Source organism: Halomonas sp. H2, from assembly GCF_050215315.1.
Classification (GTDB): domain Bacteria; phylum Pseudomonadota; class Gammaproteobacteria; order Pseudomonadales; family Halomonadaceae; genus Vreelandella.
Genome location: NZ_CP189760.1, coordinates 2,031,615 through 2,044,285, shown reverse-complemented (window position 1 = coordinate 2,044,285; position 12,671 = coordinate 2,031,615). Strand labels below are relative to the sequence as shown.

The 12,671-nt window shown below is 56.4% G+C and carries 10 protein-coding genes; 3 read left to right on the top strand and 7 right to left on the bottom strand.

Features of this window, described 5'->3' with window-relative positions:
* The first annotated feature begins 99 nt into the window (after nt 1-99).
* The 3 genes from ACQE2I_RS09495 (at nt 100) to ACQE2I_RS09485 (ending at nt 2,846) form a co-directional block, all read left to right on the top strand.
* Nucleotides 100-849, top strand: coding sequence for an electron transfer flavoprotein subunit beta/FixA family protein (locus ACQE2I_RS09495; RefSeq protein WP_427027863.1), 750 nt, complete (start codon nt 100-102; stop codon nt 847-849).
* 28 nt (nt 850-877) lie between these two features.
* Complete coding sequence (locus tag ACQE2I_RS09490) at nt 878-1,804, top strand: electron transfer flavoprotein subunit alpha/FixB family protein (RefSeq protein ID WP_427027862.1); 927 nt, start codon at nt 878-880, stop codon at nt 1,802-1,804.
* Between the two features lie 82 nt (nt 1,805-1,886).
* Entirely contained in the window at nt 1,887-2,846 is a 960-nt protein-coding gene (locus ACQE2I_RS09485; protein ID WP_427027860.1) for an NAD(P)H-dependent flavin oxidoreductase, read from the top strand.
* On the opposite strand, the gene ACQE2I_RS09480 is transcribed toward ACQE2I_RS09485, so the two are convergent.
* The 7 genes from ACQE2I_RS09480 to ACQE2I_RS09450 form a co-directional block, all read right to left on the bottom strand.
* Nucleotides 2,828-3,607 (bottom strand): enoyl-CoA hydratase/isomerase family protein, encoded by a 780-nt coding sequence (locus tag ACQE2I_RS09480; RefSeq protein ID WP_427027858.1) that lies wholly within the window; start codon nt 3,605-3,607, stop codon nt 2,828-2,830. The genes ACQE2I_RS09485 and ACQE2I_RS09480 overlap by 19 nt on opposite strands.
* A 21-nt stretch (nt 3,608-3,628) precedes the next feature.
* A complete protein-coding gene (locus ACQE2I_RS09475) occupies nt 3,629-4,747 on the bottom strand; it encodes an acyl-CoA dehydrogenase family protein (RefSeq protein ID WP_427027856.1) in 1,119 nt (372 codons plus the stop codon).
* Nucleotides 4,748-4,754: 7 nt separating this feature from the next.
* Complete coding sequence (locus tag ACQE2I_RS09470) at nt 4,755-5,948, bottom strand: acyl-CoA dehydrogenase family protein (RefSeq protein ID WP_427027855.1); 1,194 nt, start codon at nt 5,946-5,948, stop codon at nt 4,755-4,757.
* Nucleotides 5,945-7,357 carry an enoyl-CoA hydratase/isomerase family protein gene (locus ACQE2I_RS09465; RefSeq protein WP_427027853.1) on the bottom strand — a complete coding sequence of 471 codons (1,413 nt, stop codon included), beginning with the start codon at nt 7,355-7,357 and terminating at the stop codon, nt 5,945-5,947. Before ACQE2I_RS09465 ends, ACQE2I_RS09470 begins: the two co-directional genes overlap by 4 nt.
* Nucleotides 7,358-7,416: 59 nt before the next feature.
* Nucleotides 7,417-9,426, bottom strand: coding sequence for a TRAP transporter permease (locus ACQE2I_RS09460; protein WP_427027851.1), 2,010 nt, complete (start codon nt 9,424-9,426; stop codon nt 7,417-7,419).
* Nucleotides 9,427-9,511: 85 nt separating this feature from the next.
* Nucleotides 9,512-10,672, bottom strand: coding sequence for a TAXI family TRAP transporter solute-binding subunit (locus tag ACQE2I_RS09455; RefSeq protein ID WP_427027849.1), 1,161 nt, complete (start codon nt 10,670-10,672; stop codon nt 9,512-9,514).
* A gap of 231 nt (nt 10,673-10,903) precedes the next feature.
* Nucleotides 10,904-12,604: a SulP family inorganic anion transporter gene (locus tag ACQE2I_RS09450; protein WP_427027847.1), complete on the bottom strand. Its 1,701-nt coding sequence runs from the start codon at nt 12,602-12,604 to the stop codon at nt 10,904-10,906.
* Nucleotides 12,605-12,671 lie beyond the last annotated feature (67 nt).

Here is a 12,671-nt window from a genome sequence, read left to right as displayed (position 1 = left end):
TTTTTTAATGTTCTTGTTATAAAGTGAAACTGTATTCCGCTTTGCAAAATTAAAGCGAAATTAACTGATTTGATTAGCTAAGCATTTGGAGCATGCCTTATGAAAGTACTCGTCGCGGTGAAACGCGTCATCGACTATAACGTCAAAATCCGCGTTAAGGCGGATCATTCGGACGTCGATCTTACCAACGTCAAAATGGCCATGAACCCGTTCTGTGAAATTGCCGTGGAAGAGGCGGTACGCCTGAAAGAGAAGGGCGTCGCCACGGAAGTCGTCGCTGTCACGGTAGGGCCCAAAGCCGCCCAAGAGCAACTGCGTACCGCGCTGGCGCTGGGTGCCGACCGCGCCATTCATATTGAAACCGACGAGCGCGCCGAATCATTAGCCGTGGCCAAGCTGCTGGCCAACGTGGTCGACGAAGAGCAGCCCGGCTTGGTGATTCTCGGTAAACAGGCGATCGACACCGACAATAACCAGACCGGCCAGATGCTGGCGGCCCTCACCGGCCTGCCGCAGGGCACGTTTGCCTCGGAAGTCGCGGTCGACGGAGACAAGGTGAACGTGACGCGTGAAATCGACGGCGGCCTGCAAACCATCGCGCTGACGCTGCCGGCGATTGTCACCACCGACCTGCGCCTCAACGAGCCGCGTTACGCCAAGCTCCCCGACATCATGAAAGCCAAGAAAAAGCCGCTGGATGTCAAAACCCCTGCCGACTATGGCGTCGAGGTCGCCTCCAAGGTCAGCCTGCTGAAGGTCGAATCCCCCGCCGAGCGCAAGGGCGGTGTCAAAGTCGCCTCGGTAGACGAGCTGATCGACAAACTAAAAAACGAAGCCAAAGTGCTTTGAGATAAGCGCTTTGAAAGGAGTTGATGCCATGAGCATTCTGGTACTTGCGGATCTACACGAAGGTCAACTGGCTGGCGCCACTGCCCACGTCGTAGCGGCCGCCCAAGCCATCGGTGGCGATATCGACGTTCTCGTTGCCGGTGAAGGCGTTCAGGCCGCGGCCGAAGCCGCCGCCAAACTCGACGGCGTCAGCAAAGTGCGCGTCGCCGATAACGCCGTTTACGCCCACCAGCTGGCCGAGCCCATGGGCGCGCTGCTGGTCGAACTGGCCGATGGCTACAGCCACGTCCTCGCTAGCGCCTCCACCACCGGTAAAAACGTACTGCCGCGGCTAGCCGCGCTAAAAGACGTTAGCCAGCTGTCGGATGTGCTGGGAGTGGAAAGCGCCGATACCTTCCAGCGCCCGATCTACGCCGGAAACGCCATTGCCACGGTGAAAAGCGACGACGCACTAAAAGTTATTACCATCCGCACCACTGGTTTTGATGCCGTCAGCGACGGTAATAGCGCGCCGATTGAAGCGCTCGACGTCGTGGTTGACAACAGCCAGTCCAGCTTTGTCAAAGAAGAGCTGGCGCAGTCGGACCGCCCCGAGCTGGGCGGCGCCAAGGTGGTTATCTCCGGCGGCCGCGGCATGGGCAACGGCGAAAACTTCAAGCTGCTCGACGGCATTGCCGACAAGCTGGGCGCGGCGATTGGTGCTTCTCGCGCCGCGGTAGATGCAGGCTTTGTACCCAACGATATGCAGGTCGGTCAGACCGGTAAGATCGTCGCCCCGGATTTGTACATTGCCGTGGGTATCTCTGGTGCCATTCAGCACCTGGCGGGCATGAAAGACTCCAAGGTCATCGTTGCGATCAACAAAGACGACGAAGCGCCGATCTTCCAGGTCGCCGACTACGGCCTGGTGGGGGATCTGTTTGAGATCCTGCCCGAGCTTGAGAGCAAGCTGTAAAAATATCTAAATCCAGTTCGCAAAAGGCCCCAATTGGGGCCTTTTGCAGATTGCCTCACAATAACAACCAGCGAGCTGCCCCATGCTAACGCGCCTAACCGCTTCATTAACCCTGCCGGTGATCGGTTCACCCATGTTTATCGTCTCTGGGCCAGAACTGGTGATTGCCCAGTGCCAAGCGGGCATTCTGGGTGCTTTTCCCGCGCTCAACGCCCGACCTGCTGATGTATTACGTGAGTGGCTACAGCAGATCACTCAAACCCTGGCTGACTACGACGAACAGCACCCCGAACAACCCTCAGCGCCCTTTGCGGTTAACCAAATCGTGCATCCCACAAATGACCGCCTAGAGCACGATGTCGCATTATGCGCTGAGTTCAAGGTGCCGCTGGTCATCACTAGTCTGCACGCGCCTAATCAAGTGGTGGAAAAGGTGCACGCCTATGGCGGGCTGGTGTTTCACGATGTGACCACGTTGCGGCACGCCAAGAAAGCGATTGATGCGGGGGTTGATGGCTTGATACTGGTCTGCCACGGCGCGGGCGGTCATGCTGGGCGCTTAAGCCCCTTTGCCTTTGTCGCTGAGGTGCGGCGCTTTTACGACGGGCCGCTGGTGCTGGCAGGGGCGATTACCCAAGGCGAACAGATCGTTGCCGCCCAGGCGCTAGGCGCTGACTTGGTATATATGGGCACGCGCTTTATTGCCACCCAAGAGGCAAACGCTCAGGCCGCTTACAAGCAGATGGTGCTGGACGCCGCAGCGGGAGACATTGTCTATACCAACCTGTTTACTGGCGTGCACGGTAACTACTTGCGGCAAAGCATTGAACAGGCGGGATTAGACCCTAATGCGCTGCCTGAAAGCGATAAAAGCTCGATGCGCTACGGCTCGGACGGTAGCAGTAAAGCAAAAGCGTGGCGGGATATTTGGGGCGCGGGGCAGGGCGTGGGTAGTATTGCCACGCTTAATAGCGTGGCAGAAGAGGTCGCCACGCTACGCGCAGATTATCAGCAGGCGCTGGATCACTTGCGGCGGCTTTGACGAAACGCCGCTACTCGCATTTGGAAATCTTCAGAGGCCTTGCACTGATCCTGTAGCTCGCCCTCTAAAGTCATCGTGTCATTCAGCGAGCACTGTGCGGCTTCACGCAGTGCGCGCTTGGAGGCACTTAGCGCTTGGGGCGATTGACCCACCAGCGCTTGGGCCAACGAACGCGCTTCGGCTAGCACCTGGTTATCTTCAACGACCCGATTAGCCAAGCCGAGCGCCACGCAGCGCTCAGCCAAAATGGGGGTCGCCAAGGCGGCCATCTCAAACGCCTGGGCGTGGCCAAGTTGGCGTACCAGGTGCCAGCAGGCGCCGCCGTCGGGGATCAGGCCGATATTGATAAAGGCAAGTTTTAGGTAAGCAGAACTGCCCATCACCACCATATCGCTGGCGAGCACATAGGAAACACCAATGCCCGCCGCGGCACCACTAACCGCAGTAATCACCGGCTTTTCCATCGTCATTAAACTGCGTAGGGCGGGCAGAAACAGCTTTTCCAGTCGCTCGCTGGCGGGCTGAGACGATGCCTTCTCAAACTCCGCCAGATCAGCACCTGCACAAAACGCGCTGCCCTCACCGCGCAGAATGACACAGCGAACCCGTTCATCGATTGCTACCGCCGCCAGCGTTTCATTGAGTGCCAAGGCGGTGGCTTCATTTAGTGCATTGCGGACCTCTGGGCGCGCAATCGCTACTTCGACGATGCCGTTTTCAATAGCGCTGACCGTCACTAACTCGCTGGCGTCATCTGCCATGGGTCGCTCCTTTTAATGTCATCAGGCAGCAGTTAACAGATCGCTGACTGTCTCTAGATGGTAGTCGCTATCGCCCAGATAGTGATCGAACATCACCAGATGCTTGGCGTAGCTCGCGATATAGCACTCTTCGGACATGCCCATACCGCCATGAAGTTGGATCGCCTGCTCAGCAATAAAGCGCGCCGATTCACCGCAGTACGCCTTAGCCGCAGCAATTTTATAATCCCGCTCACTGGCAGGCAGGGTTAGGCTAGTGGCGGCCAAAATCGCCATGGAGCGGGACTGTTCCAGGTGCAGGTGCATATCCACCATACGGTGCTGAAGCGTCTGGAAAGTTGAAATCGGCAGACCAAACTGCTTACGTTCTTTTAGGTAGGCGAGGGTTTGATTGCAGGCTTCTTCCATTGCGCCGATGGCTTGAGCGCAGAGTGCCGCGCGGCCTAGGGCCAGAACCTCGGCCAGCGCATCGCTGACATCTTCGCTCAGGCAATTGGCTAACGGCAGTGTGACGTTATTGAGAGTGAGATCACCGGCAGCTTGGTCATCGATAGTGCGGTAAAGGTGCGACGATGAGCCGGGCGTGCCTGCGGGCACAATAAATAGCCCTAATTTACCGCTCTCTAACTGTGCCGTAACCAGCGTAGCCGCCGCCGCTTTAAGGTTCAGAACGACATCTTTTCTACCATTTAGCTGCCACTGACCGTCTTGCTGTTTAGCTTGAGTGGATACTGTGAGGGAATCGTAACGGGCACCAACCTCCTGCCAGGCAAACGCCAATTGGTGCTCGCCTTTCATCAGCGGGGCTAGCCATTGCTCCTGCTGCTCGCTGTTACCAGCTAGCGCCAACAATTGGCCAGGTAGCACAAGGCCCGCAAGATAATGTTCTGGCACCAGGCCACGTCCCAGCGACTGCATGATAATCATCAGGTCGGTGCCGTCGCCACCCAACCCGCCAACGTCTTCGCTAAAGGGCATATGCAGTAGGCCAAGCTCAGCAAAGGTGCGCCAGAGTACAGAAGCACCTTCGGGGGCAGTGACAAGCATCGCGCGGCGCTGCTCGGGGGAAACCTGGTCGGCCACCAGGCGAGTGAGCGTCTCTTCGAGCATGCGCTGCTCGTCAGTTAAAGCAAAGTCCATGCTGACCTCACATAGTTAAGATGGTTTTAGCGACGATACTTTTCTGTATCTCGTTGGCGCCGCCATAAATCGATAGTTTGCGGCGATTAAAGTACTGGGCGCTGGCGGCAGCGCTTTGGGCGCGCTCGTCGTCCAGGCTGTTTTCGCCATGCAGGAAGTCGGGGAAGAATGGCAGAGCGGCGGGTCCAAGGGCACGGCGAGTAAGCTCACTCAGCTCCTGACGAAGCTCTGAGCCACGCACTTTCAGCAGCGAGCTTTCTGCGCCGGGCACACCGCCATCTCGGGCCGCAGCAATCACGCGCAAGTTGGTAACTTCCAGCGCCATCAGTTCAAGTTCGGCTTTGACCACCCGCTGGCGGAAACTGGGTAGCTCCAGCAGCGGTTTGCCGCGATGCTCAACCCGGCTTGCAAGAGACTTCAAGTGGCGCAATGCCTGCTTGGCATGACCCAGCCCTGCAATCCCGGTGCGTTCGTGGGTAAGTAGAAACTTGGCGCAGGTCCAGCCTTGTCCCTCTTCACCGACACGGTTTCCAACCGGCACCCGCACATTGTCTAAAAAGACTTCATTGACCTCGTGAGCACCGTCCAGGGTAATAATGGGTCGTACGCTAATCCCCGGGGTCTGCATATCGATCAGCAGAAAGCTAATGCCCGCCTGCTTCTTAGCCTCTGGGTCAGTGCGCACTAAACAAAACAACATGTTGGCGTGCTGGCCCAAGGTGGTCCAGGTCTTCTGGCCATTGACGATATAGTGATCGCCATCGCGTACGGCACGGGTATTCAGGCCCGCCAAATCCGAACCTGCACCGGGCTCAGAGTAGCCCTGACACCACCAATCCTGATTGCTCAAAATGCGCGGCAGGTAATGCTTTTGCTGTTCGATACTGCCGAATTTCATGATGACCGGGGCCACCATGTTGACGCCAAAGGGCACGACCGTCGGCGCGTGGGCCGCGGCGCACTCTTCATCAAATATATGCCGCCGTACCGGCCCCCAACCTGGCCCGCCGTGCTCTTTTGGCCAGTTAGAGGCGAGCCAGCCCTGTTCGCTGAGAATGTTCTGCCAGCGCAGGTGATCATCGGCGCGCAGGTGGCGGCCTAAGCGCACGCGTTGGCTAATATCGCTGGGCAACGCATCGGCTAGAAACTGGCGTACCTCTGCGCGGAACGACTGCTCTTCGGGGCTAAAAGTGAGGTTCATGAATATGTTTCCTTAAGGGTTGCCTGACGGTGAGGCCCACCTAGATGGCGCGGATAGCCCAGTGCCTCAACCGCTAACAAATCAATATCGCTCTCGCGGTAGCAGTAGCCGTATTTAGCGATACTGAGGCTCGCCTGTTCTAAAGCCGTCTGACGTTTTCTGGTTGATGCTTCTTCAATCTCGGCGTGCATGGTATTCAGCAGGCTTTGTCGTTGGCTGACCACTACGTTTACTTTTAGCGCTTTTAAGGTGAGGGCAGCCTGCTGCTGGATCAGCGGCTCTGCACTTAAGTTGACCAGCTCTACCATGCTGCCGCCTTCGGCGATGACTAACTGTAACGCTGCCTCAGTCCCACTGCTGATGCCGATCTCGTCCAGTTTGATGATGGGGCATCCCACATCAGCATCCATCGGTGTATTCGGCGCCAGTAGACACAGCTCGGTGGCCGCGTTAGGTGCGCTAGTGAGGGTGATGCCCGCCCGCTGAGCGGCTTTTTCCAGGCGTTCAAATAACGGATGCTCGCCGATTAAGGCGACGTGATTAAACGCCTTGGCGCTGTCAATATCCGGCACTACGTAAGGGCTGCGCGCGGCAAAAAACAGATGAATTAGCCCGGCGCGTTGTGGTGAGTCCATGCAGGCCAAAAACAGTTCCCGCTCGCGGCGCAGGCCATCTTGAAGCGTCTCAGCCGTCTCGCAGGCCTCCACAGCTTCAACGATGCGAAACGGCGAGAAGAGATCGGGAGACTCTTGGTTAAGACGCGCCAGCGTAGAAGCGATCGCCTGGGGATTCGCTGACGGAGAGGGTCGTTGGCCAGTGATGCGCGGCGTTTGGTTACCTGCCAGTACCCCTTTAGCTGCCGCTAGGCCCGCTTCAAACGGCGTTTCAGCATTGCTGATAGCGTCGATAATGCCTGCCTCTAAGGCTTCTTCAGCCTCCACGAATCGCCCGCTGGTAATCATCTCTAATGCGCGCTCAACGCCTACTAAGCGCGGCAAACGCTGGGTGCCACCGGCACCTGGCAATAGGCCAAGCTTTACCTCTGGAAGCCCTACACGGGTTCCCTCCAGCGCGACTCGGTAGTGGCAACCTAGCGCTACTTCCAAACCGCCACCCAGCGCCGTGCCGTGTAGCGCGGCAATCAGCGGTTTTGGACAGGCTTCCAGCTGGGTAATTACATCGGGCAGCAGCGGGTCTTGAGGCGGCTTACCAAACTCACGAATATCCGCTCCGGCAATAAACGTGCGGCCATCGGCGAGCACGACTAGCGCTTTAACATCTGCGTCAGCAATGCCTTCTTTAAGCGCTTCGACTAAGCCACTGCGTACCGCGTGACTCAAGGCATTGACCGGCGGGTTGGTAATTTGAATAACGCCTATGTCGCCGTGGCGCTGGTAATGAACGGACATAATTAGGCTCTCGTATTTCGCATGATCGTAAATTGAAAGATAATATTTTGGGTGCTCTATTAAGCAACAGAGGCGCTTTGTGAGCGCTGGTGATGACGTTGGCTTAGTCGAGCCAAGACAACCCCGGGTAGCAGCGCCGCAGTGGCTAGGCTGACCAGTTCCCACTGGCTAAGCGGTACCATGCCGCCGCCGGGCAGTGCTAATAGCAGGCCAGCAATCAATACCAAGGTGCGAATGATGCTTTCCTGCAGCGTGCCATAGCCCAGGCGCCCAACGCCCATTAAGTAGCCCTGCATCGCTGAGGCAAACAAAATGATGCCGATGATGGCTTGGATAAACACAACCACAATGGTGAGCGGCTCACCTTGCATAATCAGCGCCGGATTAAGCACAAATAGGAAGGGAATAAAGTAGATCACACTACCCAGGCGCATTGCTTGTAGACCGGTTGCCATTGGGCGTGCACCCGCGACAGTGGCGGCGGCAAAGGCACCAAGTGCGACCGGTGGGGTAATAAAGCTCAGCATGCCCCAGTAGAGGATGAACATATGCACTGCCATGGGATCAAGGCCACCACCTTGAATCAGCGCAGGTGCCAACGCTACGGCAAGGAAAATATAGGCGGCGGTAACGGTCATGCCAATACCCAGCACAAAGCTGGTCACGGCACCCATAATCAGCAGCAGCGGCACGCTGCCCCCGGCAATATTGATAAAGTCGTTAGCGATGGTGCCAGAAAGCCCGGTCATGGAGAGTGCGCCGACCAGCATGCCCACGCCAGCTAAAATAGCGATCAGCTCGGCAAATAGCTTGGCGGCGGATGAGAGCGTGTCAGACACATCTTTCCAACCCCAGCGGTTGTGCCTTGAGAACTGGTTGAGCACTAGTAGCAGCGCCGTCGCATAAAAAGGAGCGACGGCTTCACGCTGCATAACCAGCAACATCCACACCAATAGCGCAAAGACGAAAATAAAGTACCAGCCCTCTTTCAGGGTTTGCCAAAGTGACGGCAGCTCATTGGCGGGTAAGCCTTTAATATCGTTACGCGCCGCGTAGGCGTCGATCTGTATAAATAGCCCCAAGAAGTAGAGGATCGAAGGGATCACTGCCGCCAGCGCAATGGTGGCGTAGGGAACGTCCAAAAACATTGCCATCACAAAGGCAGTGGCACCCATCACCGGGGGCATCAATACGCCGCCGGTAGAGGCGCAGGCCTCTACACCGCCCGCAAACGAGCGGCTCATGCCGATGCGGCGCATGGCGGGAATCGACAACACGCCGGTGGTCAGCACGTTACTGATAACACTACCGCTCATCGAGCCCATCAGGCCGCTGGAGAAGATCGATACTTTGGCCGGGCCGCCGCGAACATGGCCCAGCAGAGCAAAAGCGAGATTAATGAAAAACTTGCCGCCGCCACTTTTTTGCAGTACCACGCCAAACACCAAAAAGCCGATGACCAGGCTTGCAAATGCCTGCAGAGGCACACCCATGATGCTTTCGGTGCTCATGGTGTGGTACATGGCGGTCTGTTCGAGGGTGGAAGGAAATGCTTGGATAGGGCCGGGGACAATATCTGCCACCAGCGGGTAGAGCGAGAATACACCCGCAATAATCGCGATCGGTAAACCACCCGCCCGGCGTGATGCTTCAATAATCAGTAGCCAAAAAGCGTAGCTGGCATAAATCGCTAAGTCCGGGGCAGCAAACGCCCAGCCGCGCTCAAGTATCGGCACGGCATTATAAACAAAGTAGCCCCCAGCGATGAGTGTCGCTGCGCTGAACAGATAGTCATACCAAGGAATAGGCTGCTCTTGCTGGCTGCTACGCATAGGCCAGAGCAAAAAAACCAGTGGAAGTAGCAGCGCAACGACAGCGTAGTAGAACTGCGTTTCCAGGCCAGTAACAAAGGTAAGCCAGCCGATATTGAATAGGTAATCCAGCGTCATCAGCATCAAGACAACGGTGACAGTGGCTGGAATCCATTGCAGCGTGCTGGGAAGCTGACGAATTTGGCTGATCTTTTCTTTAACCTGCTGAGGATTAGCAGGTGAGGTATCTGTAGTCATGGCGAGGTATCTATGGTTATGGCGACTATGATATGGAGAGTTCCGTTAATCACCAGGGGGCAGTAAGTGCCGCCCCCGATGAGGACTACTCGAAGATCGGTTCGAAGCCAGCATCACTGAGTGCGGTGGCACGAGCTTGCATCCAGGCAGCCGTAAAGGCTTCTTCATCATCAGGCGCGTCTTGCATAAAGCTGTCCCAGGCGCTTAACAGTACATCCTGACGTTCAACGAGCTTATCCTGGTGGGCCTGCATTTCATCGGACCACACATCGACCTCTTTGTAGTACTCCACTACCGCATCGTGAAGTGGCACCACCCATTCAAGATCCTGTTCCTCTAAGGCATAGCCAACAGCGCCGGGAGCGTTGTCTTTGTAGTCGTCAAAATTTTCCTGCATGGCTTTGATCAAGCCGTAAGCGACGCTGTCATCCAGGTCTTGATTGGCCACCACAATGGGGTACGGGTAGCTGGCGCTAGGCACCGGGTTGTCAGCACTAACACCACCAGCGCCTGCGGTGACTTCATGGGGACGGAAATAGGGCGCCACTGCGGTCATGCGCTCCCAGCCGGCTTCATCTTCCGGGTCTAGCACCGGCCAGCTAATGCCGCGTGGGCTGCTGGCAAGCTGCTGGGCGGGCGGGGTTACGGTAGTGGTGAACGAGGCGTCTACATCACCGGCGATAATGCCGTCGAAGGAGCGCCCGTAGCCGGGGTAATCCACTCGCTCGACGTCGTCCCAGGTCAGGCCGCCAAATGCCAGATACGCTTCGGTGCCTTTATTGAGGGCATCGTCGCCGCGGATATAGGCGATGCGCTTGCCTGCTAAATCAGCAGGCGTTTTAACGTCTAAGTCGCCCGCGACTGCCAAGGAAAGACCAAAAGAAGCGGTGGAAGTGGTAATGACACGCAGCGGCTGAGGGCCCCAGTCACGGTCGGCAAACATCATCACACCTTCTGCGCCGTAGTAGCTGGCGATGCCACAGGCACACAGATCAACACGGCCCTGTTTGAGCGGGGTCATGCGTGAAACGTCATTATCACCGGGCAAGATACGCACCGATGAAGCGTATTTATTCTGCAGCATGTTACCGATGGCCACGGCTTGGGCGTAGCCACTGGAGTTGGTGCCGTAGGCTGTCCAGGCCATGGTGCCGGGTAGTTCAACTTCACTGGCATGGCTAACCGCGGCGCCGAGTAGTGATAGAGGCAAAGCGGCGATGAGTAGGCGGTGAGTCAATGGATGCATTGGGATGCTCCTTTATTGTGGTTGTGAATGCGCGCGTAGGTTTAGTTACGTTTCGCTACATATCGTTTTGCTGTGCGGTACTTGATTTTGCTAAGTGGTCGGATAATAGTAGAGAGGCCGCTGGGTGAATGTCAACGACGATATTAGTGCGTGCTCTAGTTAGTAGTAGACAAGCGCAAAAAAAAGCCAGGCAATTGCCTGGCTTAACCGTTATATAGCGCATGTTATCCGTTAGCAGAATTCACGCCACGCGGCGTAGGTGCTGAGAAATACGCGGCCTGTGAGAGCGTCTAAAAAATCGCTGTTTTTAAGTCGATCCATCACCGGTCCTTTGACTTCGGATAGGTGAAGTTTTACATCGGAGTCTTTTAAGCGGGCATTGATGGCATCGAGGCTTTCAAGCGCCGAGGCATCGATCAGGTTGACTGCAGAACAGATCAATACCACATGCTCAAGCTCGGGATGGCTCGCTACGAGGTTATAAACGGTGTCTTCCAAATAGCGCGCGTTGGCAAAATAGAGGCTTTCGTCGATACGTAACAGCGCTACATTGCTAATGGTTTCGACTTCGTGGCGCTCGCTATTGCGAAAATGCTCCGTGTCCGGCACCCGACCTACCAGCGCGCTATGCGGGCGACTGGTGCGGTATAAAAATAGCGCGATCGAAAGGGTGACACCACTGATAATGCCCGCTTCGACCCCTTCACCAAGGGTGAGAAGAATGGTTACCGCCATGGCGGCAAAATCGCTGCGCGAATAGCGCCACGTTTGGCGCAGCATGGCAATATCCACCAGGGTCAAAATCGATACGGTGATCGTCGCTGCCAAGGTCGCGATAGGTAAATAGTAGAGCCAACCGGTGAACGACATCGTCACCAGCGCAATGCCTAACGCCGCAAAAGCACCTGCGGCAGGCGTTTGAGCTCCGGCATCGTAGTTAATCACGGTACGTGATAAACCGCCGGTTACCGGCATACCACTGGTAAATCCCGCGGCCAGATTAGTCGCGCCCAGACCGATGAGCTCTTGGTTGGGTGAAATACGTTGGCGGCGTTTAGCGGCCAACATTTGCCCCATGGAAACTGACTCCACAAAGCCGACTAAGCTAATCAGCAGCGCTGGAATTAATAGCGCCTTCCAGAGCGAATAGTCGGCTACCGGAAAGCTGAGCGCGGGTAACCCGCTAGGGACGCGGCCTACGACATCAACGCCGCGCTCAGCCAACTGCCACTGCCAAGTCACCAAGGTGGTGATAACCACTGCAAAAATGGGACCCGCTTTGGCGATCAAATCCGCCAAGGGTAGCGGCAGGCCTAATTTATGCAGCGCTGGTTTGCCGCCGCGGCGCATGGCGATTAAAAATAGCAGGGTGCTACCACCGACCAGCAAGGTAGGTAAGTTGAGCGTGGCTAAATTGGGTGCCAGGGTTGTTAAGCGCTCCACCAGGGTAAAGCCACTACTCTTGACTCCCAGCAAACTGCCTAATTGGCTAGCGGCGATCAAAATACCTGACGCCGTTAAGAAGCCAGAAATAACCGGATGGCTTAAAAAATTGCTGAAAAAGCCCATTCTCAGCAGGCCCATGACCACCAGCATGCCTCCGGAAAGCAGAGATAATATTAGCGCTGCCTGTAAATAAGTCTCCGTGCCTGTAGCCGCCACGGAGGAGAGCGCGGCACCGGTCATCAACGCGATAATCGCGACCGGTCCAACGGCGAGGGTTTTGCTAGTTCCAAATAGGGTGTAAACCAGTTGCGGCAGGATGCTGGCATACAGGCCGACCACCGCAGGGAGACCGGCCAGTAGCGCATAGGCGAGCGATTGAGGAATGACCATCACGGTGACGATCAAACCCGCCAACAGGTCGGCCCCCAGCAGGCGCCTATGATAGTGGGGGAGCCACGTCAGTATAGGCAGATAGCGCTTTAGCATGGATTCCAGGTGCCGTAGAAGTAGCAGAATAGAAAGAGTAAGGGATATTCCATTTCATTGCAGTGCT

Excerpts from the sequence above, each read along its gene's own strand:
- ACQE2I_RS09495 (WP_427027863.1), top strand. The coding sequence starts at position 100 with ATGAAAGTACTCGTCGCGGTGAAACGCGTCATCGACTATAACGTCAAA.
- ACQE2I_RS09490 (WP_427027862.1), top strand. The coding sequence starts at position 878 with ATGAGCATTCTGGTACTTGCGGATCTACACGAAGGTCAACTGGCTGGC.
- ACQE2I_RS09485 (WP_427027860.1), top strand. The coding sequence starts at position 1,887 with ATGCTAACGCGCCTAACCGCTTCATTAACCCTGCCGGTGATCGGTTCA.
- ACQE2I_RS09480 (WP_427027858.1), bottom strand. The coding sequence starts at position 3,607 with ATGGCAGATGACGCCAGCGAGTTAGTGACGGTCAGCGCTATTGAAAAC.
- ACQE2I_RS09475 (WP_427027856.1), bottom strand. The coding sequence starts at position 4,747 with ATGGACTTTGCTTTAACTGACGAGCAGCGCATGCTCGAAGAGACGCTC.
- ACQE2I_RS09470 (WP_427027855.1), bottom strand. The coding sequence starts at position 5,948 with ATGAACCTCACTTTTAGCCCCGAAGAGCAGTCGTTCCGCGCAGAGGTA.
- ACQE2I_RS09465 (WP_427027853.1), bottom strand. The coding sequence starts at position 7,357 with ATGTCCGTTCATTACCAGCGCCACGGCGACATAGGCGTTATTCAAATT.
- ACQE2I_RS09460 (WP_427027851.1), bottom strand. The coding sequence starts at position 9,426 with ATGACTACAGATACCTCACCTGCTAATCCTCAGCAGGTTAAAGAAAAG.
- ACQE2I_RS09455 (WP_427027849.1), bottom strand. The coding sequence starts at position 10,672 with ATGCATCCATTGACTCACCGCCTACTCATCGCCGCTTTGCCTCTATCA.
- ACQE2I_RS09450 (WP_427027847.1), bottom strand. The coding sequence starts at position 12,604 with ATGCTAAAGCGCTATCTGCCTATACTGACGTGGCTCCCCCACTATCAT.